This is a genomic window from Pseudomonas sp. NFACC16-2, from assembly GCF_900119205.1.
In the GTDB taxonomy this organism is placed as follows: domain Bacteria; phylum Pseudomonadota; class Gammaproteobacteria; order Pseudomonadales; family Pseudomonadaceae; genus Aquipseudomonas; species Aquipseudomonas fluorescens_Q.
Window position 1 is genome coordinate 46,004 of the sequence record NZ_FPIX01000015.1, and the last position, 22,499, is coordinate 68,502.

The 22,499-nt window shown below is 54.0% G+C and carries 23 protein-coding genes and 3 pseudogenes; 20 read left to right on the top strand and 6 right to left on the bottom strand.

Annotated features, from left to right (window positions below; translation table 11 throughout):
- Positions 1-14 precede the first annotated feature (14 nt).
- Complete coding sequence (locus tag BT116_RS14675) at positions 15-635, top strand: TetR/AcrR family transcriptional regulator (protein ID WP_072344986.1); 621 nt, start codon at positions 15-17, stop codon at positions 633-635.
- A gap of 164 nt (positions 636-799) precedes the next feature.
- Here the strand turns inward: BT116_RS14675 and BT116_RS14680 are convergent, their stop codons facing one another.
- The 3 genes from BT116_RS14680 to BT116_RS14690 all read right to left on the bottom strand — a co-directional run bounded on the left by BT116_RS14680 (position 800) and on the right by BT116_RS14690 (position 2,651).
- A complete protein-coding gene (locus BT116_RS14680; RefSeq protein ID WP_072344989.1) occupies positions 800-1,681 on the bottom strand; it encodes a phasin family protein in 882 nt (293 codons plus the stop codon).
- A gap of 10 nt (positions 1,682-1,691) precedes the next feature.
- A complete protein-coding gene (locus BT116_RS14685; protein ID WP_003196940.1) occupies positions 1,692-2,114 on the bottom strand; it encodes a phasin family protein in 423 nt (140 codons plus the stop codon).
- Between the two features lie 261 nt (positions 2,115-2,375).
- The gene (locus tag BT116_RS14690; RefSeq protein WP_063323320.1) at positions 2,376-2,651 is read right to left on the bottom strand and encodes a polyhydroxyalkanoic acid system family protein; all 276 of its coding nucleotides are present in this window, start codon (positions 2,649-2,651) and stop codon (positions 2,376-2,378) included.
- Positions 2,652-2,806: 155 nt separating this feature from the next.
- On the opposite strand from BT116_RS14690, the gene ubiE reads away from it, so the two are divergent.
- The 14 genes and pseudogenes from ubiE (at position 2,807) to BT116_RS31585 (ending at position 13,307) form a co-directional block, all read left to right on the top strand.
- On the top strand, positions 2,807-3,577 hold the full coding sequence (ubiE, locus tag BT116_RS14695; RefSeq protein WP_003196937.1) for a bifunctional demethylmenaquinone methyltransferase/2-methoxy-6-polyprenyl-1,4-benzoquinol methylase UbiE: 771 nt from the start codon (positions 2,807-2,809) through the stop codon (positions 3,575-3,577).
- Positions 3,577-4,201, top strand: a pseudogene (locus BT116_RS14700) (SCP2 domain-containing protein). The gene ubiE and the pseudogene BT116_RS14700 overlap by 1 nt, the downstream one beginning before the upstream one ends.
- Entirely contained in the window at positions 4,198-5,802 is a 1,605-nt protein-coding gene (gene ubiB / locus BT116_RS14705) for a ubiquinone biosynthesis regulatory protein kinase UbiB (protein ID WP_072344992.1), read from the top strand. The pseudogene BT116_RS14700 and the gene ubiB overlap by 4 nt, the downstream one beginning before the upstream one ends.
- A gap of 81 nt (positions 5,803-5,883) precedes the next feature.
- Complete coding sequence (gene hisI, locus BT116_RS14710) at positions 5,884-6,282, top strand: phosphoribosyl-AMP cyclohydrolase (protein WP_063323322.1); 399 nt, start codon at positions 5,884-5,886, stop codon at positions 6,280-6,282.
- A complete protein-coding gene (locus tag BT116_RS14715; protein WP_003186671.1) occupies positions 6,275-6,607 on the top strand; it encodes a phosphoribosyl-ATP diphosphatase in 333 nt (110 codons plus the stop codon). Before hisI ends, BT116_RS14715 begins: the two co-directional genes overlap by 8 nt.
- A 24-nt stretch (positions 6,608-6,631) precedes the next feature.
- Positions 6,632-6,919 (top strand): twin-arginine translocase TatA/TatE family subunit, encoded by a 288-nt coding sequence (locus BT116_RS14720; RefSeq protein ID WP_072344995.1) that lies wholly within the window; start codon positions 6,632-6,634, stop codon positions 6,917-6,919.
- Between the two features lie 10 nt (positions 6,920-6,929).
- Positions 6,930-7,349 carry a Sec-independent protein translocase protein TatB gene (gene tatB, locus BT116_RS14725; RefSeq protein WP_072344997.1) on the top strand — a complete coding sequence of 140 codons (420 nt, stop codon included), beginning with the start codon at positions 6,930-6,932 and terminating at the stop codon, positions 7,347-7,349.
- Positions 7,346-8,140 carry a twin-arginine translocase subunit TatC gene (gene tatC / locus BT116_RS14730; protein WP_072345000.1) on the top strand — a complete coding sequence of 265 codons (795 nt, stop codon included), beginning with the start codon at positions 7,346-7,348 and terminating at the stop codon, positions 8,138-8,140. Before tatB ends, tatC begins: the two co-directional genes overlap by 4 nt.
- Entirely contained in the window at positions 8,137-8,844 is a 708-nt protein-coding gene (locus tag BT116_RS14735; protein WP_072345003.1) for a 16S rRNA (uracil(1498)-N(3))-methyltransferase, read from the top strand. Before tatC ends, BT116_RS14735 begins: the two co-directional genes overlap by 4 nt.
- Before the next feature lie 238 nt (positions 8,845-9,082).
- A pseudogene (locus tag BT116_RS31825) lies at positions 9,083-10,015 on the top strand (methyl-accepting chemotaxis protein); the annotation flags it as partial.
- 198 nt (positions 10,016-10,213) lie between these two features.
- A complete protein-coding gene (locus BT116_RS31830) occupies positions 10,214-10,918 on the top strand; it encodes a methyl-accepting chemotaxis protein (RefSeq protein ID WP_371856174.1) in 705 nt (234 codons plus the stop codon).
- 150 nt (positions 10,919-11,068) lie between these two features.
- A pseudogene (locus BT116_RS31835) lies at positions 11,069-12,067 on the top strand (methyl-accepting chemotaxis protein); the annotation flags it as partial.
- 201 nt (positions 12,068-12,268) lie between these two features.
- Positions 12,269-12,973: a methyl-accepting chemotaxis protein gene (locus tag BT116_RS31840; protein ID WP_256572576.1), complete on the top strand. Its 705-nt coding sequence runs from the start codon at positions 12,269-12,271 to the stop codon at positions 12,971-12,973.
- Positions 12,974-13,088: 115 nt separating this feature from the next.
- The gene (locus BT116_RS31585) at positions 13,089-13,307 is read left to right on the top strand and encodes a methyl-accepting chemotaxis protein (RefSeq protein WP_305883128.1); all 219 of its coding nucleotides are present in this window, start codon (positions 13,089-13,091) and stop codon (positions 13,305-13,307) included.
- On the opposite strand, the gene BT116_RS14755 is transcribed toward BT116_RS31585, so the two are convergent.
- Positions 13,265-13,702 carry a VOC family protein gene (locus tag BT116_RS14755; RefSeq protein ID WP_072345010.1) on the bottom strand — a complete coding sequence of 146 codons (438 nt, stop codon included), beginning with the start codon at positions 13,700-13,702 and terminating at the stop codon, positions 13,265-13,267. The genes BT116_RS31585 and BT116_RS14755 overlap by 43 nt on opposite strands.
- Positions 13,703-14,223: 521 nt before the next feature.
- Here BT116_RS14755 and BT116_RS14760 point away from each other — a divergent pair.
- The 5 genes from BT116_RS14760 to BT116_RS14780 all read left to right on the top strand — a co-directional run bounded on the left by BT116_RS14760 (position 14,224) and on the right by BT116_RS14780 (position 19,753).
- Entirely contained in the window at positions 14,224-15,636 is a 1,413-nt protein-coding gene (locus tag BT116_RS14760) for a phenylacetate--CoA ligase family protein (protein ID WP_072345013.1), read from the top strand.
- 2 nt (positions 15,637-15,638) lie between these two features.
- Positions 15,639-17,102: an ATP-binding cassette domain-containing protein gene (locus BT116_RS14765; protein WP_072345015.1), complete on the top strand. Its 1,464-nt coding sequence runs from the start codon at positions 15,639-15,641 to the stop codon at positions 17,100-17,102.
- Between the two features lie 78 nt (positions 17,103-17,180).
- The gene (locus tag BT116_RS14770) at positions 17,181-18,191 is read left to right on the top strand and encodes an ABC transporter ATP-binding protein (RefSeq protein WP_072345018.1); all 1,011 of its coding nucleotides are present in this window, start codon (positions 17,181-17,183) and stop codon (positions 18,189-18,191) included.
- A gap of 2 nt (positions 18,192-18,193) precedes the next feature.
- On the top strand, positions 18,194-18,982 hold the full coding sequence (locus BT116_RS14775) for an ABC-2 family transporter protein (protein WP_072345021.1): 789 nt from the start codon (positions 18,194-18,196) through the stop codon (positions 18,980-18,982).
- Positions 18,983-19,753, top strand: a complete 771-nt coding sequence (locus BT116_RS14780) for an ABC-2 family transporter protein (protein ID WP_072345024.1) — start codon at positions 18,983-18,985, stop codon at positions 19,751-19,753.
- Positions 19,754-19,943: 190 nt separating this feature from the next.
- Here BT116_RS14780 and BT116_RS14785 read toward each other — a convergent pair whose 3' ends face one another.
- Both BT116_RS14785 and BT116_RS14790 read right to left on the bottom strand, forming a co-directional pair.
- On the bottom strand, positions 19,944-20,879 hold the full coding sequence (locus BT116_RS14785) for an NAD(P)-dependent oxidoreductase (RefSeq protein ID WP_072345027.1): 936 nt from the start codon (positions 20,877-20,879) through the stop codon (positions 19,944-19,946).
- Positions 20,876-22,066 (bottom strand): aminotransferase class I/II-fold pyridoxal phosphate-dependent enzyme, encoded by a 1,191-nt coding sequence (locus BT116_RS14790; RefSeq protein ID WP_072345030.1) that lies wholly within the window; start codon positions 22,064-22,066, stop codon positions 20,876-20,878. The genes BT116_RS14785 and BT116_RS14790 overlap by 4 nt, the downstream gene beginning before the upstream one ends.
- Positions 22,067-22,499 lie beyond the last annotated feature (433 nt).

A 22,499-nucleotide genomic window follows, 5' to 3' on the forward strand; every position in this document is an offset into this window, starting at 1 on the left:
ATTAAGAAGACCGGATGAAAACCCGCGACCGCATCCTTGAATGTGCCCTGCAATTGTTCAACGAAAAGGGCGAGCCGAACGTCTCCACCATGGAAGTTGCCAACGAAATGGGCATCAGCCCGGGCAACCTCTATTACCACTTTCATGGCAAGGAACCGCTGATCCTCGGGCTATTCGAGCGATTCCAGGGCGAACTGGCGCCGCTGCTGGACCCTCCGGCGGACGTGCAGTTGGCGCCGGAAGACTACTGGCTGTTCCTGCACTTGATCGTCGAGCGCCTGGCCCAGTACCGCTTTCTGTTCCAGGACCTGTCGAACCTGGCCGGGCGCCTGCCGAAGCTGGCCAAGGGTATCCGCCAGTTGCTCAATGCCCTGAAGCGCACCCTCGCCTCACTGCTGGCGCAGCTCAAGGCCCAGGGTTTGCTGATCAGCGATACCCAGGCTTTGGGGCAACTGGTGGAGCAGATCACCATGACCTTGCTGTTCTCTCTGGACTACCAGCGGATCCTCAACCGTGAAGGCGAGGTTCGGTTGGTGGTCTACCAGATCATGATGCTGGTGGCCCCGCACCTGCCACCCGCGACCAAGGTGGCGACTGAGCAACTGGCGTTGCGCTACCTGGAAGAACACGAGTAACGCCAGTGTGACGCTCGTCCCTACGCTTTGCTGGGGATGCAGCCCGGGACGCTCCGCGTCTCAAACAGCGGAACGCAGAGCGTCCCTGGAGGCATTCCCACGCGGGAGCGTGGGAACGAGCGCCCGGCCTACACAGGCCGGGCGTTTTTGCATGTCCCGCAGAATCAGGACTGGGTGGGAGGCGTCGTTGGAGCCGGCGCCGGAGTTGGCGTGGCGACCGGGGTCGGAGCGGCGGCGGAGTTCGCCGTGCTCGTCGGGGTCGCCGGTTTGGCGGCCGCGGTTGGCGCCTTCGGTGCAGCGGCTTTCGGCGCGGCCGGTTTTTTCACGGCCGGTTTTTTCGCCGCAGCAGGTTTGGCCGCTTTTGCCGCAGGCTTGGCGGCGGGTTTCGCTGCTGGTTTGGCCGCTGCCGTTTTAGCCGCGGGTTTGGCCGCAGGCTTGGCTGCCGCTTTGGCCGCTACCGGTTTGGCCGCCGCCTTGGCAGCAGGCTTGGCCGCAGCAGTTTTAGCCGCGGGCTTGGCTGCTGCTTTCGCCGCAGGTTTGGCGGCGGTTTTTGCCGCCGCCTTGACCAGAGGCTTGGCCGCCGTTTTAGCGGCCGGCTTGGCCGCTGCAGTCTTGGTCGCCACAGGTGCGACTTTGGCGCCGGTGAGTTTTTCGATCTGCTTGGTCAGGGTGTCGACCTTGCTGTGCAGTGCCTTGACTTCATTACGGCTCGGCACACCCAGGCGCGAGATCGCACTGTTCAGGCGCTTGTCGAAAGCCCCCTCCAGTTCGTCCCATTTGCCCAGCGCACGATCCTTCACGCCACCGATTCGCGATTTGGCGGACTCGGCAGAGCCCTTGGCTGCATCGACTTGTTTGCCGACGGCCGTCTTGGTGAGTTTTTCGGCCTTTTCGCCGTCCTTAACCAGGGACTCGAAGAGCTTGCTGCCGTCAGTGTCGATCTTCGAGTACACGCCTAAACCAGCAAGCCAGATTTTGCGGGAATACTTTTCAATTTTCCCGGCCCACGAGCTGCCCTCTTTTTCTGTGATTTTTTTGCCAGCCATCCCGTTCTCCTTAATGTTTACGCGCGACACGTTCGAGCAATGCTGTCAGCTCATCGAGCTTAGCAGAGAGTGTCTCAACGTCATGTTTAGACGGAATGCCGATACGATTCAAGGCACTTGCAACACGGGCATCGAATACCTTCTCGACTTTATCGAGTTGTACTTCAACCCGGGCCTTGAAAGTATTGACGTCGCTCTTGGCTTCAATCAATTCGCTGTTGGCCGCTTCAAGTTTTCCGGCAATTTTCTTTTTGCCTTTGGTTTCAATAACTTCGCCAGCCTTTACCAACTCCTGAAAGTACTCGCTGCCTTCCTGGCCGACCTTCGTGTAGGCGCCCAGGCCCGCCAGCCAGATCTTGCGCGCGTACGTTTTCACGTCGCTGAGCGTGGAAGATTCAACGTCGGTTTTTTTCTTCAGAATAACTTTGGCCATGGTGCACCTCACTCGAAAATGGTTTGAGGAACTGCCCGCACACGGTCGGGCTCAGGCACAAAGTAGTGACAATAATTAGAAAGGGCACCCTAACAACTGACACAAACCTGAGGGCGATGACTTTCCCTGTGGGAGCTTGTTGCTCGCGATTGCATTGGATCAGTCACATCGACGTTGACTGATACTGCGTAATCACGAGCAAAGTCGCTCCCACAAGGAAAGGTGGTGATCTTGAGTGCTGTACTTCCCTTCTTTCGTCGATCAAGCCAACGCTTTATCCAGCGCCTTTTCAATTTCCGTCTTGATCGTGCCGCTCATGGCCGACATCAACATGCCCAGCTCCACATCGACGCGGATCGAGTCCTCGCCAACATGCACTTCGCCCTTGACCCCGGAACGCTTGAGTTTCAGGGTGTCGCCCTCCCACTGCGGCTCCAGGCCATAGCTGTCGGACAACTTCTGCGCCAGCTTGTCGGCTTTCTCTCGTGCCGCTTCCTTGCCCAGGCCATGGGCACGCTCAACCGTTATACGGGCCATCGGGTGACTCCTGTTTTATCGGGACTTGCCTGAACGTTTCAGACCCTGCCTGCGTCAAAACGTCCCGGCGGTCGCCCATCTTACCTTCAGCCTTGCCAAGACAAAGCCCTCCACCGGGATTAGAATGTCCCGCATTCTTTTTTGGTGACCGCGATATGACTGATCAGCGCAAAGGCAGCGATGCCGAACCCACCACTCACTTCGGCTTCAAGAACGTGCCGGAAAGCCAGAAAGCGGAAAAAGTCGCTGAGGTTTTCCACTCCGTAGCCGCCAAGTATGACTTGATGAACGACCTGCTCTCGGGCGGCATGCACCGCCTGTGGAAGCGTTTCGCGATCGAACTGTCGGGCGTGCGCAGTGGTAATCGCGTACTGGACATCGCCGGCGGCACGGGCGACCTGACGAAGAAGTTTTCCCACATCGTCGGGCCGACTGGCCAAGTCGTCCTGGCCGACATCAACGAATCCATGCTCAAGGTCGGTCGCGACCGCCTGCTGGACCTGGGTGTGGCCGGCAACGTCGAGTTCGTCCAGGCCGACGCTGAAAAGCTGCCGTTCCCCGACAACCATTTCGACTGCGTAACCATCGCCTTCGGCCTGCGCAACGTCACCCACAAGGAAGATGCCCTGCGCTCGATGCTGCGCGTGCTCAAGCCCGGTGGCCGCCTGCTGGTGCTGGAGTTCTCCAAGCCGACCAACGCGCTGATGTCCAAGGCCTATGACGCCTACTCGTTCGCCTTCATGCCGCTGATGGGCAAGCTGATCACCAACGACTCGGAAAGCTATCGCTACCTGGCCGAATCGATCCGCATGCACCCGAACCAGGAAACCCTGAAGTCGATGATGGTCGAGGCCGGTTTCGACCGCGTGACCTACCACAACATGACCGCAGGCATTGTCGCCCTGCATCGCGGCATCAAGCCCTGATGCTGCTCATCGGCCTGCTCGCCAGCGTCGAACTCGGTATCAACCGGGTACTGCGCCTGGACAGCACCGCACTTGCGCGCCTGGCGCACTTGAGCGGCAAGGTGATTGCCGTGGACTGCCGCAGCCCGGCGTTGCGGTTGTTCATCCTGCCCAGCGACGAAGGCCTGATGCTCGCTGCGCACTGGGAGGCCGAGGCCGACTGCACGCTGCGCGCACCGGCGTCGAGCCTGCTGAACCTGGCCCTGGGCAAGGACAAGACCGCGGTGCTGCACAGCCCCGACGTGGAGCTCGACGGCGACAGCGGCGTGCTGCTGGAGCTGGCGGCGATTCTCCAGGACCTGGAGCTGGACTGGGAATACGAAGTGTCTCGCTGGATCGGTCCGGTGGCGACCCAATTGCTCAGCGGCCATTTGCGCAGCCGCAGCCGCTGGTATCGGCAAGGGTTCGCCAGCCTGGGGCAGAATCTGAGTGAATACCTGGCTGAAGAATCGCGTACCCTCGTAGGCCAACGCGAAGCACAAGCCCGTTTTAATGAACTGGACCAGATCAAACTTGACCTGGAACGTCTCGAGGCGCGTTTCGAGCGCCTTTCCCGATCCCTTGAAACCAAGCGATAACGCATGAAGCTGCTTGCCGTCCGCCGTTTGTTGCGCATCCAGCGCGTCGTGATCCGCTACCGCCTCGATGACCTGCTGTTCGCCCTGCCGCTGCCCTGGTTTCTCCTGGCCCTGCGCTTCGTGCTGCCGTGGCGCTGGTTTCCCCGGCGAACGCTGGACCTGAGTCGCGGTGCGCGCTTGCGCCTGGCATTGCAGGACCTGGGGCCGATTTTCATCAAGTTCGGGCAGATCCTTTCGACCCGTCGCGACCTGTTGCCCGAAGATATCGCCGATGAACTGATGCGCCTGCAAGACCGCGTGCCGCCGTTCGATTCCAAGGTGTCGGTGGCGCTGATCGAGGAACAACTGGGCAAGAAGATCAGCGAAGTCTTCAGCCGTTTTGACGTCGAACCCCTGGCCTCGGCCTCCGTCGCCCAGGTTCACGCCGCACAACTCAAGAGCGGCGAGGAAGTGGTGGTCAAGGTAATCCGCCCGGGCCTCAAGCCGATCATTGCCCAGGATCTGGCGTGGCTGTTCATCCTCGCCCGCGCCGCCGAGCGGCTGTCGGCCGATGCCCGCCTGCTGCACCCGGTGGACGTGGTCCAGGACTACGAAAAAACCATCTACGATGAACTTGACCTGCTGCGAGAGGCCGCCAACGCCAGCCAGTTGCGTCGCAACTTCGAAGGCTCGCCGCTGCTCTATGTGCCGCAAGTCTATTGGGACTGGTGCCGGCCGAAAGTATTGGTGATGGAGCGCATCTACGGCATCCAGGTCACCGACCTGGCGACCCTGGCCGACCAGCGCACCGACATGAAGATGCTCGCCGAACGCGGCGTGGAAATCTTCTTCACCCAGGTGTTTCGCGACAGCTTCTTCCACGCCGACATGCACCCAGGCAACATCTTCGTCAGCACGGTGCAACCGTGGAGCCCGCAGTACATTGCCATCGACTGCGGCATCGTCGGTAGCCTGACCCCTGAAGACCAGGACTACCTGGCGCGCAACCTGTTCGCCTTCTTCAAGCGTGACTACCGTCGCGTCGCCCAGCTGCACATCGATTCGGGCTGGGTGCCGGCCGAGACCAAGCTCAACGAATTCGAAGCGGCGATCCGTACCGTGTGCGAACCGATCTTCGAAAAACCGTTAAAAGACATTTCCTTTGGCCAGGTACTGATGCGCCTGTTCCAGACGGCGCGACGCTTCAACATGGAAGTCCAGCCACAGTTGGTGCTGTTGCAGAAAACCCTGTTGAACATCGAAGGCCTCGGCCGCCAGTTGTACCCGGACCTCGACTTGTGGAATACCGCCCAGCCATTCCTCGAACGCTGGATGCGCGAGCGCGTCAGCCCCAGAACCTTGCTGGGCAACGTGCAAAGCCAGTTCGAGCAGCTCCCGCACCTGGCCAACATGACCCGCGACCTGCTCGAACGCATGTCCCAACCCCACGCCCACGACCCGGCGCCACCGTGGCAACGACGCAAGGACGATTGGCTGTTGCGCCTGCTGGGCGCGGCTCACCTGGGTGGCGGCGCGGTGCTGGCGACCGGCGGGCCGCTGAGCCAGCTGGGTCACTGGCCCGCCGGTATCATGATGGTGGTCGGTCTGTATCTGGTCGTTCGCCGATAGCCAGCACCGGTTCGCGCTGGCACACTGTTTCAACGCTGGGCCCGCCTACGTCAGGTGCGCGGCCCATGGTCGGAGTCAAAGATGAAAAACTGGCAGGACGAGATCAAATGGGACGCTGACGGCCTGGTGCCGGCCATCGCCCAGGATCACAAGACCGGGCGTGTGCTGATGATGGCCTGGATGAACCGCGAAGCGCTGGCCCTGACCGCCGCCGAGAACCGCGCCATCTATTGGTCACGTTCCCGTGGCAAGCTGTGGCGCAAAGGTGAAGAGTCCGGGCACGTGCAGCACCTGCATGAAATGCGCCTGGACTGCGACGGCGACGTCATCATCCTGATGGTCGAGCAAGTCGGTGAGATTGCCTGCCACACCGGCCGTCAAAGCTGCTTCTATCGCGTCTTCGAGAACGGCGACTGGAAAATCGTCGACCCGGTGCTCAAGGACCCGCACGCCATTTATTCAGGACATACGCATGAGTGACACCCTGACCCGCCTGGCCCAGGTGCTGGAAGAGCGCAAGGGCGCCGCGGCCGACAGTTCCTATGTCGCCAGCCTGTACCACAAGGGCTTGAACAAGATTCTGGAGAAAGTCGGCGAAGAGTCGGTCGAGACCATCATCGCCGCCAAGGACGCCGCCATCAGTGGCGATTGCAGCGACGTGATCTATGAGACCGCCGACCTGTGGTTCCACAGCCTGGTCATGCTGGCCCAACTGGGGCAGCATCCGCAGGCCGTACTGGATGAACTGGACCGTCGCTTCGGTCTGTCCGGGCACGTCGAGAAAGCCTCGCGCCCGTCCGCCTGATCAACTTTTGAGAGGAATAGCTCCATGGGTATTTTTGACTGGAAACACTGGATCGTCATCCTGGTCGTCGTGGTGCTGGTGTTCGGTACCAAGAAACTGAAAAACCTCGGCACCGATGTCGGCGAGTCGATCAAGGGCTTTCGCAAGGCCATGAACGACGACGAAAAACCGGCCGACCCGTCGGCGGCTGCTGGCCAACCGGCGCAGCCGACCCAACCGGTACACCCCCAGGCCAGCCAGCCTGTGAACGCACCGCACACCATCGACGTGCAGGCACAGAAAGTCGAAGAGCCCGTCCGCAAAGACTCGTGAGCACTGACTAATGTTTGGGATCAGCTTCACTGAACTGCTGCTCGTCGGCCTCGTCGCCCTGCTGGTACTGGGCCCCGAGCGTCTGCCGGGGGCTGCGCGCACCGCCGGCCTGTGGATCGGCCGCCTGAAGCGCAGCTTCAATGCGATCAAACAGGAAGTTGAACGTGAAATCGGTGCCGACGACATCCGTCGGCAACTGCACAACGAACACATTCTGTCCCTTGAGCAGGAGGCGCGGAAAATCTTCACGCCCACCCAGCAGGAACCGACGCCAGTTCAGCCTGTGACCGAGCCGACGGCGGCTTCCCAAGCACCAGAAGGTGGCGCTCCGGTGGCTGAACCGGCGCCAGTGACACCGACGGTAACGGATACAGCGCCCCCTGCTGTCCCTGCGCCTAACGACCCTACTTTGCCGCCGCGAGCCCCATGAGCGATATCCCTGAAAACGACCAGCCGATGCCGCTGGTATCGCACCTCACCGAGTTGCGCACCCGCCTGCTGCGTTGCGTCGCGGCGGTTTTCATCATCTTCGCCGGGCTGTTTTCTTTCACCCAGCAGATCTACACCTTCGTCTCCACGCCGCTGCGCCAGTACCTGCCGGTAGGGGCGACAATGATCGCCACCGACGTGTCGTCGCCGTTCCTGACACCGCTGAAGCTGACGATGATGGTCTCGCTGTTCCTGGCGATCCCGGTGATCCTGCACCAGATCTGGGGCTTCATCGCACCGGGCCTGTACAAGCACGAAAAACGCATCGCCGTGCCGCTGTTGGTGTCCAGCATCCTGTTGTTCTACACCGGCATGGCCTTCGCCTATTACCTGGTGTTCCCGCTGATCTTCAAATTCTTCGCCGCCGCCACCCCGGCGGGCGTGGAAATGATGACCGACATCAGCAGCTACCTGGATTTCGTCATGACGCTGTTCTTCGCCTTCGGCGTGGCGTTCGAAATCCCCGTGGCCGTGGTGCTGCTGGTGTGGATCGGCGTGGTCGACGTGGCCTACCTGAAGAAGATCCGCCCCTACGTGATCATCGGCTGCTTCGTGGTCGGCATGATCCTGACCCCGCCGGACATCTTCTCCCAGACCCTGCTGGCCGTGCCGATGTGGCTGTTGTTCGAGATCGGCATCCTGTTCGGCGCCCTGGTGCGCAAGCGCAGCGAAGAGCCGGAAGAACAACCGGCCGACGACCACAACGACCAGCCGCCAGCGACCCAAGCGTGAACCTGCTGCTGCTCGAAGAGGCCGACTTCATTGGGCCTGACCGGGTGATCCTGAGCGATCGCCGGTTGACCCATATGCAGGAAGTCCATCGCAGCGCCGTTGGCGACAGCCTGCGGGTCGGGCGCATCGGCGGGCTGATGGGCAGCGCCCAGGTGCTGCGCCTGGAAGCTCGCGAGGCCGAACTGCAAGTGACCCTCGACCAGCCGCCGCCGGCCAAGTTGCCGCTGACCCTGGTGCTGGCCTTGCCTCGCCCGAAAATGCTCCGTCGCGTGTTCCAGACCATCGCCACCATGGGCGTGCCGCGCGTGGTGCTGGTCAACAGTTATCGCGTGGAAAAGAGCTTTTGGCAGACGCCCTTCCTGGAGCCCGAGGCGATTCGCGAGCAACTGATCCTCGGCCTGGAGCAGGCCCGGGACAGCGTGCTGCCGGAAATCATCATCGAAAAACGCTTCAAGCCCTTCGTCGAAGACCGCTTGCCGGCCATGGCGGATGGCACCCTCGGACTGGTCGGCCATCCTGGCAACCACCCGCCCTGCCCGCGAGCGCTATCAGAACCGGTGACCTTGGCCATCGGCCCCGAAGGCGGTTGGATTCCCTACGAGATCGACCTGCTGGGCAAGGCCGGCCTGCAACCGGTTCAACTGGGCGAGCGAATCCTGCGGGTCGAGACTGCGGTAACTGCCTTGCTCGCGCGACTGTTCTGATTCTCGTAGCTTGCAACGTGACCACAGGCGATTCATCCTCGCTGGCTGCAACGCTTGTGCTCTCCACCGCTAGACTCCCTGACGATTTCTACAGATCCCCGTCATATGGTCGATACTCTCTTCATAAGGCCTATAACAGGTTTGAGGGAGTATCAGCATGTTCAGTTGGCTAACCGATAAGCTGGGAAACGTAAGTGTCAATCGCAAACTGGGCTTCGGTTTTGGCCTGGTCCTGCTCATGACCCTCCTGAGCACCTTCGCCGGCTGGAACAGCCTGAGCAGTGTGATCAGCCGCTCGGACAAACAAGCGTCCATCGCCAGCCTCAACGAGGCCGCCAAGGATTTGCGAGTCGCACGTCTCGACTACGAGATGCGGCGCGGCGAACAAGGACCGACAGCCGTCAACGAGCTCCTGGGCAAGCTTCAAGAAAGCATCCAAGCGGCCCTCAAACGATTTGTGCGCCCGGCAGACCAGGAGTTGCTCAATCAGCAATTGGCTAACGTGGATGAATACAAGCGCGCCTTTGTCGACCTGACCCAAGCGACGCAGAACCGCGAATCGGCCCGATCCAAGCTTGGCGCCAACGCCGACAACGCCGTGGCCAAGGTGGCAGACGTCGAAAATGCCTTGCGACAAGGCGACAGCGTCCCGCAATTCAACAACGTGGTCGAGCTGAGCAAACTGCTCCAGCAAGCGCGTTACCAAGTTCGCGGCTACACCTACAGCGGTAAGGCCGACGCCGAGCAGCCGGCGCTGGATGCCATCGAAAACGTCCTGAAAAACCTTGAAACCTTGCCGGGCAAGCTGCCGGAACAGCATGCAGCCAACCTGCAGCAAGCCGCCGAATCCATGAAAGCCTATCGTGCCGCGGTCAGCCAGTTCCGCGATTCGCAGGTCGCCAGCGCCTCAGCTCTCAAGAGAATGGTTGACCAAGACACCCGCTTGCATGAGCTGAACAAAAACCTGACGGCCTCGCAGATCGAGAAGCGTGACCAAGAGACGGCTCAAGCGAAAGAAACGCTGATCATCGTCACCATCCTGGCGTTAACGTTTGGCTTGCTGGCCGCATGGATCATTACCCGCCAGATCGTCGTGCCTCTGCAACAGACCCTGGTTGCCCTCGAACGTGTCGCCTCGGGCGATCTGAGCCATAACCTGGTGGTTACCCGCCGTGACGACATGGGCCAATTGCAAGCCAGCCTGCAGCGAATGGTGATCAGCCTGCGGCAACTGATCGGGGGTATCAGCGACGGCGTCACGCAGATCGCCAGCGCCGCCGAACAGCTCTCGGCCGTCACCGAACAGACCAGCGCCGGGGTCAACAGCCAGAAAACGGAGACCGACCAGGTCGCCACTGCCATGCACGAAATGACCGCCACCGTGCAGGAAGTGGCGCGCAATGCCGAGGAAGCCTCCGAAGCGGCAGTTGCCGCTGACCAGCAGGCTCGCGAAGGCGAAAAAGTGGTCGGCGAAGCCATCGCCCAGATCGAACGCCTGTCCAAGGAAGTGGGCAATTCCACCGAAGCCATGGGCCATCTCAAGCGCGAGAGCGACAAGATCGGCAGCGTGCTGGACGTGATCAAGTCTGTCGCCCAGCAAACCAACCTGCTGGCCCTCAACGCCGCCATCGAAGCAGCCCGGGCCGGTGAAGCCGGACGTGGTTTTGCGGTGGTGGCCGACGAGGTGCGCAGCCTGGCCCAGCGCACCCAGAAGTCCACCGAAGAAATCGAAGAACTGATCCTCGGCCTGCAATCGGGCACCGAACAGGTCGCGACCACCCTGGACAACAGCCGCAACCTGACCGACAGCAGCGTCGAACTGACCCGCCGTGCCGGTGGCTCACTGGAAAACATCACCCGCACGGTCTCGGCGATCCAGTCGATGAACCAACAGATCGCCGCCGCCGCCGAGCAGCAGAGCGCCGTGGCCGAAGAGATCAACCGCAGCGTCGTGAACGTTCGCGATGTCTCCGAACAAACCGCCTCCTCCAGTGAGGAAACCGCCGCCTCCAGCGCCGAACTGGCGCGGTTGGGGGTTCATTTGCAGACGCTGGTAGGTCGCTTCAAGGTCTAACCAGAAGGCAGGTATTAAAACCCGTGGCCGGAGATTGCTCGCGCTTGGGCGCAAAGCGGCCACTACTGTGACATCTATTCTCTACAGATCCCTTCCAACCGGTCGATATAGCTCCCAGCACATAAACTCAGCGCTGCAGGGAGTAACAGCATGTTCCGATGGCTAGGTAATGTAGGCGTTAATCGCAAACTCGGTTTCGGCTTCGGCCTGGTGCTGTTCCTGACCGTGATAATCGCCTTCACGGGCTGGACCGGCCTGGGTAACGTCATCAGCCGTGGCGACAAGCTGGGGTTCATCGCCAGCCTGAACGATTTGACCAAGGACTTGCGCCTGGCACGCATGAACTACGACACCTCGCGGGGCGAGAACGGCCCCCAGCAAGTCAACGACCTGATTGGCAAACTCGACGCCGGGCTGAAAACCGCCCGCCAACTGATCGAACAACCGGCCGATGCCGCACTGATCGATAAACAATTGGCCGCCGTGGCCGAGTACAAAAAAGCCTTCGCCGAGATGACCCGCGCTACCGCCAGCCGAGAAGATGCCCGCAGCAAACTCGGTGCCAGTGCAGACAATGCCGTGGCTCGCGTCGCTGAAGTAGAGAAGTCGTTGCTGCAAGGCGACAGCGTCGCCCAGTTCAACAACGCTGTGACCCTGAGCAAGGCGATCCAGCAAGCACGCTATCAAGTTCGCGGCTACACCTACAGCGGCAAGAGCGAGGCCCAGCAACCAGCCCTCGAGGCTGTCGACAATGTCCTCAAGCTGCTCGCACGCTTGCCAGAGCAGATGCCCGAGGAACATGGCGCCAACCTGCAACAGGCCAACGACTCGATCAATGTCTATCGCGCAGCGGTCAGCCAGTTCCGCGACTCCCAGATCGACAACGCCGCGGCACTCAAGCGCATGGCAGAGCAAGGCGACGTATTGATCGACGCCAGCCAAAAACTGACGGTCTCCCAGACCGCTGTGCGCGACCGTGATGCCGCCGAGGCCAAGACCTTCCTGGTCTCGGCTGCCGTACTGGCCCTGTTGTTCGGTGTCATCGCCGCCCTGGTCATCACCCGGCAGATCGTCGGTCCTCTGGGCCAGACGCTCAAAATCGCCGAACGCGTGGCTGCCGGCGACCTGAACCACAACCTCACTTCCGAGCGCCGTGACGAACTGGGCCAGCTACAGCGCGCCATGCAGAACATGACCGTGGGCCTGCGGCAATTGATCGGTGGCATCAGCGAAGGCGTCACGCAAATCGCCAGCGCCGCCGAACAACTATCGGCCGTTACCGTACAGACCAGCGCCGGGGTCAACAGCCAGAAAGCGGAAACCGACCAGGTCGCCACCGCCATGCACGAAATGACCGCCACGGTGCAGGAAGTGGCCAGCAATGCCGAAGAGGCTTCCGAAGCGGCCGTCGCCGCCGATGCCCAGGCGCGCGAAGGCGATAAAGTCGTCGGCGAAGCGATTGCCCAGATCGAACGCCTGGCACTCGAAGTGGGTAATTCCACCACCGCCATGGGCGAGCTGAAGCGAGAAAGCGACAAGATCGGCAGTGTGCTGGATGTGATCAAGTCCGTCGCCCAGCAAACCAACCTGCTGGCCCTCAACGCCGCCATCGAAGCTGCCCGGGCCGGTGAAGCCGGGCGTGGGTTTGCGGTGGTCGCCGATGAAGTCCGCAGCCTAGCCCAGCGCACCCAGAAGTCCACTGAAGAAATCGCAGAACTGATTGTGGGCCTGCAAACCGGTACTGAACAGGTCGCGACCATCATGGACAACAGCCGCAGCCTGACCGACAGCAGCGTCGAACTGACCCGCCGCGCGGGAGGCTCGTTGGAGAACATTACTCGCACGGTTTCGGCGATCCAATCGATGAACCAGCAGATCGCGGCCGCGGCCGAACAGCAGAGCGCCGTGGCCGAAGAGATCAACCGCAGCGTGCTGAACGTACGCGACGTGTCAGAGCAAACTGCATCGTCCAGCGAAAAAACCGCTGCCTCCAGCGCCGAACTGGCCCGGCTGGGCGTGCACTTGCAGACGTTGGTGGGACGATTCAGGGTCTAGGGGGCGAACAAAGACGGCAGCCATCAGCGAACGCCTGGGCAAGCTCCAAGAGAGCGTACAAGCGGCCCCCAAAAAGGTTTGTACGGCCCCGCAGACCAGGCGTTGCTCAATCAACCTGCCGGCCCTCAACGCGACCATCGAGGCGGCCCGGGCCGGGGAGGCCGGGCGTGGCTTTGCCGTGGCGGCCAACGAGGGCCGTAGCCTCGCCGCGGTCGAGCAGCAGACCGCTGTGGCTGAGGCAATCAATCGCAGCGTGCTGACCTCATTCGCAAACGGTGTGCAACCCAGACCTCAAAGTTCGTCTCGTAGCAAAGGCCTGCTGCCTAAATCCTGAGCAAAGCGAAGCAAATAACCGTCTGGATCCTGTACAAGGAAATTGCTCTCTCCTTGAAGCTGTTTATTCTCCCTATACCAAAATTCCTCTACGGGCTTTCGTAACGTATGCCCGGATAGCACGAGCGTTCTCGCCAAAGCGTTGACATCAGGGCATTCGATTGAAAGGTTTATCCCGCGTCCATAGGGTTTTTCAAGCGGTTCAACTCGCCAGGGTGATACATCGGAACGGCCCTGCTCCAGCATCAATTGACTTCCATGATATGAAATGAAAGCAAAACCGTTTTCCGGCCTTTCGTACTCAATGTTAAAACCAATCACCTTGCAGTAAAATTTCAAGCTATGTTTAATATCAGAGACTATCATCTCTGGCAGAAGCGTATTGAAGTTAACCATAAAACCCCTTCATCCTTGAATTAATTAAATCAGCCAAAAACCATTACTGGCCGCCCCAGAAAAAGCCCTTTTCCGAAATCATTCCTTGAAAACTCAGACTTTTCCCAGATAGAAAATCTAGACGACTATCAAATAAAAGGAAATCCTTTGTTTTGTTTCTAATTAAGACCGACAAAATTTGTAATCTCGGCAAGACTTGACATCTCATGCAACAAATCAAAAAAAGTTACAAACCGCGTCTGAAATAAATTTTATATTTTTCGATTTGCGAATACTTTTAGTTTTCCGTAGATTCGCCTCCGCCCAAAACGGAGTAGAACATGGTCAAAATTATTATTGGCTCCGACCAACCCGTCGAGGCTGGTTTGAGTTGAGCGTAAAGCTACATCTCCTTTAATCATTGGCATGTCTTACTGATCGCCGATGCACCTCCGCGCCCGGCTCTAAAAGAGCTTCGATATGAATAGCCTTCTTCAAACCCCCAAATCTAAAATACTACTCAACACAGGCAGACTAGGAAAATGGTCAACATCGTCACGACGGAAGAAAATTACGACTGGAAGCGAGAACACGGCATTTTAACGACGATAAAACAAATGGCAAACCAAGTGCCCGTCCGAGATACCGACAATCAAATGCTTCAAGGTAAAGCCTTGGCGCTCTGGTCCAAAAACGCAGAACAAATGAACATTTTTTTGCGTCAATCCGTGGAGGACATAAGAAAATCCCAGTTACTGAAAATAAAAAAACTGGTTGATAATGCTTACACAAGCGTCCCTTTCTATCGTGAGCTTTATACCGCCTGCGGCTACGAACTTGGAAGCATCTCCAGCTTCGCAGACTTCGAACGACTTCCCATCATAAACAAGACCCTCCTCAATAGCTTTGAACCAAGCAAGATAGTCAACGACGCTGAACACCTTGAGCGTGCCAACACCTCTCGCACATCAGGCTCCAGTGGAAATCCGTTCACCGTATATAGCGACGATAACGACATCATCCTCGACCACTTACAAGTGCTCCGTTTCTACAATTCGTGCTTGAAAACTCCGTTACAAGAAAGCGATTGGATCTATCTGCTCCACCACGTAGGCTTGGCGTTCTCATCCCTTCATGGCAAATATAGAACATTCCAACTACCAGACCTGTTATCTGACACACCGTTAGGCGAACACCTGTCCTATCTGCGTCCCAGGTTACTTGTAACACTGCCAAGCTACCTTCCTTTGATACTTCAACACAAAGAACATGTGAAAAGCAGTGGGGTGGAAGCTATCTTGACTAATTCTGAGTCCAGTACTCAGCAAGAGCGTGACTATTATTCTAAAGCGCTGGGTCTCCCTGTGTATGACGAGTACAGCTCCGAAGAAATAGGAATGATCGCGACCCAATGCACTCACGGCAATTATCACGTCATTGAAGACGGTGTGTATTTGGAAATTGTGAACGCCGACAACCGGGGCTTCGGTAATGTCGTCTGTACGGATCTTAATAATGAGCTTATGCCATTGATTCGATTCGATCATGGCGATGTGGCCAAGAAAAATACCTCTAACAGCCTTTGCGAATGCGGCAGTGCATGCACCTCTTTGGAAGAAATAAATGGCAGACGTGACGACACTTTTCGCACTCGGGGACTGGAGGTCGTACCAAGCGCTTCTCTGTTGGCCGCTATAGATGACATATTGATTACACCTGACAAGACCTTGAAGCATTTCCGCCTGTTACAAAAAAACTCAGAGACCGTAGAGTTGATTACCCAATATTCAGGCGCCCCGCATAAAAGCATGCCGAAAATATTACAGGAGCTAAGAGATCGAATTTCCCTTTTGTTTGGCTATTCAATTACGCTGCTACACCGAGAGGTACATGAGTGGCCCATGCAGAAATCCTACAAACGCAGAAGCATTGTTCGAGAATGGAAACTTAATTAAACATGTCATTGATCAAGGTGATAAACGCTTCCTTATCCATTCACGGAAAAACATTTTTCTCGGATCTGAACCTGACCATTAACAGAGGCGACCAACTAGGAATCGTTGGAGATAACGGCGCTGGAAAAAGTTCACTGCTTCGTAGCATCGCAAAACAACAAGATGAACATGATGGCGACATAATACATGCTCGAGGGTTACGCTGTCTCTACGTAGAGCAGGGATACCCTGCTCAATGGGGCGAGTCAACTGCGGTTGAAATATTGGAAAATTGTTTATCTGACGCAACGAAAGACCAATGGAAAGTCAGCTACACTCTTGAAATGTTTAACTTTCCAGAAGGCTACCGCGCACTACCATTCAATCAACTAAGTGGCGGTTGGAAAAAAATAGTAATGATTGCCGAAGCAGCTATCTTGCAACCACATGTATTACTACTGGATGAACCAACAAATCACTTAGACCGTTCCCACATAGACAACCTGATTCGTTTGCTCAGGCAAAAACAAATTGCAGATACATTTGCTGTAGTCAGCCACAACCGTGACTTCCTGGATTTAGCTACGAAGAGTACGCTTTTTCTTCATGACCAGCGTTTTTCTCACTTCAAAACCGGTTTCACTCACGCAAGAAAACTGCTTTCAGAGCAGGAGCAGGCGTTATCCGAATACAGATCAGTCAAATTCAATGAAATTCAAAGATTAAAAAAAAGTGCACATTTTCAACGTCAACTGGGTGTAAACAATCACAGTGACAATGCTGCTCAAAAGGCAAAAAAAATAGAGCGCAGGGTCAAGAGTCTTGAAGCCAACATGCCCACCGCGAAAATTTTGCGCAAACAAGACATTACATTGACCACTGATGAATTAAATGTAAAAAAAATCCTCCATATAGAAAACCTCAAGTTACATTCAACCCAAGGACATTTCCTTTTTTTTATAAAAACGCTTGTCATCAATCGAGGCGATCGAATCGTTATTTCTGGCAAAAACGGTTCCGGCAAAAGCACCTTGCTGAAGGCCATTATTGACGGCACGGTCGCGGAGATAAAGCGCAATCCATCCATAAGAATAGGCATTCTTGATCAAGACTTCTCTGCATTACCGAAAGCATCCAGCGCATTGGAGTTCTTCTCAAGCAATTTTGAAATTGATCAGCAGCAAGCAATCAATAAACTCGCCTCTGCGGGATTCTCCTATTTGACTACCCAAAAAAAAATTGGGCAACTCAGCTACGGCGAGCGCTGTCGACTCGCTCTATTGGCATTGAGTTTGAACAATCCAAACTTTTTAATTCTGGACGAACCTACAAACCACTTGGATATAAAGTCCCAAGAGGCACTGGAAAGCGAAATCCAGCGACTGAATCCCGCTGCGATAATCGTTTCCCACGATGCAAGATTTATTGAAAATATTGGAAATCGCCACTTTGAAATAACCAACAGCGTACTTAAGGAATATTACTAGAGCACGAGCACATGGATTCGTAGCTCACACTTCACACCTGCTAAACACTCCAGACACTTGCACAGACCTATATTATCTATGAACGATTTAATTAGCTTGAAGTCAGTCTGCAAAAATTATTCTCTAGCCAGAGAAACTAAAGGTCTAATGGCATGGAGCAAGCAATTAATAAAACCAAAATATGACCTATTTCAGGCACTGGACTCGATAGAACTCGCTATTAAAAATGGCGCCGCCGTTGGATTTATTGGACCAAACGGAGCGGGAAAATCCAGTTTGATCAAGATATTGTGTGGAATACAAAAACCTTCATCCGGACAGGTAAGGGTCCTCGGCTGCGACCCAAGTCTTCGTGAAAAAAAATTCCTTAAACAAATAGGAGTTGTCTTCGGCCATAAAACATCACTCTGGTGGGATCTACCAGTAAAAACAAGTTTTGACACCTATAAAGAAATTTATGGTATTCCAGACAATAACTATCTGCGTCGGCTTTCAGAACTATCTGATGCCTTGAATCTGGTTAAGGTCCTTCACAAACCCGTTCGCAACTTAAGCTTGGGCGAACGCGTAAAATGCGAGCTAACCCTTAATCTCTTGCACTCTCCAAAATTGATTTTCCTCGATGAGCCAACAGTCGGTCTGGACGTAACGTCCAAATATGAAATACGTAGATACCTGAACCATGAAAGAAAAACAAATAACCTTTCGGTATTTCTAACAAGCCATGACCTCGGCGATATAGAGGCCTGTTGTGACGACGCCATTATCATAGACAAAGGGCGCATTCGCTTTGACGGCTCCATGCGTGAATTAAGCAGGACTTTTAGGACTAATGTAAAACTAACCGTCAGCACTCAAGACATAACTAATAGCGAGAAAGGGCTTCTAGCATTCAAAAAAGCCATTGAAAGCTTTCCAGAGTTCAGCATTCTTAATGATGGATCAAACCAGACCTCCTACATAGTGCCACGATCATCAATCAGCGCCATCTTCAGCTTATTCAGGGAGGGCATCTATGACTTGGAAGTCTCTTCATTGGATTTTGAGAATAGCGTAGTCAATCTTTTCAAAACCTGGTCTGATGAGTAATCATGAACATTACCGCCTATTACAAGCTCATTCAAACAGGATTGCTCTCGGCGTATCGAGACAGGTCCATGTTGATAACCGACCTACTCATCGCCACGGGCGTACCATTTTTTATACAATTCGCCATATGGAGCTTTGTTTACCACGGAGGCACCGCAGAAACGCTTCCGCAATATACATTAAAGGAAACATATCTTTATTATGTTTCGGTGCTAGCGCTCAATCGATTGAACAACACCTACGATCTGATTTTTAGAGTCTCCACAAATGTACATGAGGGGCAACTGGAAGGTATTTTCATTAAGCCTATAAGCTACTTTAAGTACAACCTGTTTATTTTTCTGGGTGAAAGCATTCTTTATTATGTTCCGATATTGATTATCGCTGCTTTCGTCATGATTTCAGGTTCTATAGGCCCTGGAGCCATAGGCTTCATAGTATTGAGCCTGATCAATCTGTTGTTCTGCTTTCTACTCGGATTCTTAATGTCACTGTCTACGTTTTGGCTAACTCGTCCCGACATGACACTCAGTTTCCAAGCTATTTTGGCGAACGTAATTGGTGGAACGTTGCTTCCATTGTCGTATTGGCCGGAGTTTCTTCAGCCTTTGATGCGATATAATCCGTTTAGATTACTCATCAGCGGTCCAGCAGAATTCTTGCTGCGCCCAAGCAGCGGATTACTTATAGAACTTCTAAGTCTTTATGCGGCCTGGTTTCTGATTATGTTGGCGGCCTGCAAGATCGCTTTTAAGTTCGCTAGCAACAGGTACTCGGGAGTAGGAGGTTAAATGCACGCACTCATATTGATCAGAAACGCGGCAAAAGAAGCGGGCAAATACAAAACCAATCTTTTCGGCAGCACGCTTGCGTTAGTGACACTTTATACTTTACAGTTTGTTTTTTTTGATGTCATCAGTACTTTCGTTGTTACTGACGAAATAAACACCAACTGGTTACTCATTTTCTTCATGTCATACACGCTGGGAGGTTTGCTAACCAGCTTCTTTAGTTCCGCTATTGCCGGTTTTTTTCGGCAGCTCACACAGGGCCGGATTGACATGTTGCTGGTGCGACCAGTTAACCTGCTGACACTGATTTTATTCCGCTGGTGCCAGGTTCATTATCTATGGAGCACATTACTCATGGCGGTCATTTGCGGGTTTTCGAATAAAATAGATTTTTCACCGTTCTTAGCGAGCCCATTAAACTCTGGCTTGTATTTGCTTGTCATGCTGACGGGAGTGGTCGCAAGCGTTACCTTTATTATGGCGCTAAACTCATTTTCGTTTGTTACCCAGCGCGACCTACCTGTCGACTACATTCATTCATCCATTTTTACGTTTGCGCTGTTGCCCGCGACATTCTACTCCAAGATATTGCTATATTTTTTGATCGCAGCCTTACCAATGATCGTATTTGCGTCTGTTGCATTAGATGCATTGTTTAATGGACTAACGCTGTTCGTATCAGCCTTTATTATGGTGGTAACCCTCACGTTTTTTGTTACCATCAAGCAGGTTTACAATCTATTTAGACGATTCGACAGCATCGGTGGATGACAGATAGCGATTAGCCAACGGAGGTTTTAATCAAGCCCATGAACGCGTTACCTCATGGGCGGGTTAAAGGAATGTCTAGATAACAAATCGGGGGCATCAACGACGCCCCTGGTTTTTACCTCTATATAGTTTAAGCCACAGCTAGAGCAATTTTTATCAGAACACCTGCTTGCGAAGCCGGGTAGCTGCCTCAGGAAAAATCAACAACTTGCTTCACCGCCTTGGCAAAGATAGCACTGATTGTTCCTTGCTCTTGCGCGGCCAAGTGAGACGTTACCACTAGACTTTTAGTGGACAAAGAAAGTAGGCCATACGGATCTTTAAATTGACCTCTATTTTCTACCCACTCATTGTAGTAACCATCAATATAGCAAAACGCTTCCGGGCGAGTACAAAGAAAGTCTTTAAGTGCCACTGGACAAATGATCCAAGGACTGGACATATTAAAGATTTTAATGGTTGGACTCGCATTTTTTAATACATCCTCATTAATCAAATGTCGCGTTTCAGGACATCCTGCAAGATGAATGCATACAACGTCCATAGTGCCCACAATGTCCTTCACAGATGCATACGTCATGCTCAGATTTTTTTCAATTGCGGGCTTTCTAGTTCGAGACCAATAGGTCATTCTCGAACAACCACGTAGATGTAGCTGATGCGCCATCTCGGTGCCAATAGCCCCCATCCCCACAAACCCGATGCTCAAGGCTGACAGGGAAGGTCTGGGTGTTTGAATCCAGCGCCCCCCCTCTTTCACACCCTCAATACTTTCAGGAACTTTTGCCAGGCACATGGTGAGCATGGCCAATGTAAACTCTGCCACTGCCTTGACATTCATATAAGGGGTATTGGTCAGGCGTATGGATTTTTTTGTAGCGTAGTCGATATCCACAAAACTCGCTGTACCCGTCCCCATGACCACCACGTGCCTCAGTTGAGTGGCCTTATCAATCAATCGAGCCGATAAATACTCCGGTCCGCCCAAAATATAAGTGTGCACGTCCGGTAGTAGTTCTAAAAGCTGTTGCTCGTCAACTGGACGTCTAATATGGATGGGCTCGATGCTATTTGGAAATACCGCTCTATCGATGTCAAAATCCCCTGTAATCAGGACCTTTCTCATTCTGAAACCTTCTCTGCGGTATTAATTCTATTGGCCGGTTCCAGTTCGAGCAAAGCTTGCCTCAAGCGTGAAATAGAATGGTCGAACTGATCATCAGGCTTCAATAAAGCAATTCTTATACGGTCGCCCCCTGAAACTTTATGGTTGCTCCAATAGAAATACCTTCCTGGCAGTACGGCCACGTCATAAGTTGCAAGGTAGTCAGTTAACTCAAGATCCGAGAGGCCAGTTTGCTTTATGTTAAGCCACATGACCGTCATGATCGACTGCGGATGTTCTGCATCCACATAAACCCCTGTCCCTACGAGTTGCGATCGTACTATTTCCGAGTTTTTGGTAATAATAGAATGCATGTAAGCGAGGCCGCCTTTTCTCAATGTCGCTTCGATAAACTCGATGATTACTCTCAGTGTAAAACTTGAGCAGCAAAGATAGATCTCTTCGTAAATAGCTCTAATATCCTGAGCTAAATCTTCGCTGTATGAGAGCAGGCTGGCTTTGGCATCCAATGTCGGCCACTGTTTACCGGTATCCTCTAGAACGATAAACGACGCATTCTTTTCAAGCAGAAGCGCATACTCGTCGAGCAGAGTTTTATGGCAAAATCGAAAGGAGGTGTCGAGTATTAACACTATATTGAGCCTGCAACATAGATCAGTGATATCTTCCATCATGACCGCGCCGCAGACGAAACCTGTGGGATTGTTCGGATTGACGATGAACAGAGCATTCAGATCTTTGTCTCGAATGACTTTCTCTAGTAACTCTATGTCGTAGAACATTTTTTCCGGAATGGCTTCAAGTTCGACTTCCCTTCGTCGAAGTAACTGAGCGAGGTTGTCAAATGTCGGCTCGATCAAACCGATTTTAAACTTTTTTGAACGTGCCCATGCACCCACTATATCTATGCTATTTGACGCAGTGGGACAAACCGAAAAATATTTGTGTCGTTTTAAACCTGCCAGCGAGAAATAATCTGCAAAAGTATTTTTAAAGGCCATTTCCATTTGTGGGATAGACGTCTCGACGGCGGCATCCCATAAATCCGGCAAATTGAATAACACGCCTCTAAAATGCTTCTTCGCGGAAATATAACTATGACCGTCCGCAAGGTTATACTTTACCGACAGTCCAAAAACCTCATGTTCAGTGAGGCTCTGGTTTTTGTAATCAGGCAAATAATTCATCAGACTTCCACCGGGCAATTTCAAATATTAACGTGACCTTAGCTTCCTGATTTGCCTTCCATGACGTGCCGAACCTTAATAACCAGACGCCTACATGTAAAGTTTAACTACCAATAACTAGTTATCTAAATATGTCTTACTCTTACCACCCCTGGGCTGAGCAATACTTCAAGAAATGTATTTTGTAACATTACTTGCTAGCACAGTTGCGAACCTTGAAAGTCAAAAACACTATCGTCAATTGCATTTGTCAGCACTCATATAGTCAGTAGCAGTAGCTTTACCCCCCCCTATTAGAGTTTCCAAATATATCAAAGCAACACTTTGTATATTTTTAACTTTTTTAGCCCGCCATTACAGGCTTCCAACCCATTATTCTTCGACAAAGGCGCTTGAACTTTGCAAGTTATACGTTACATCCAGAAACCTAACA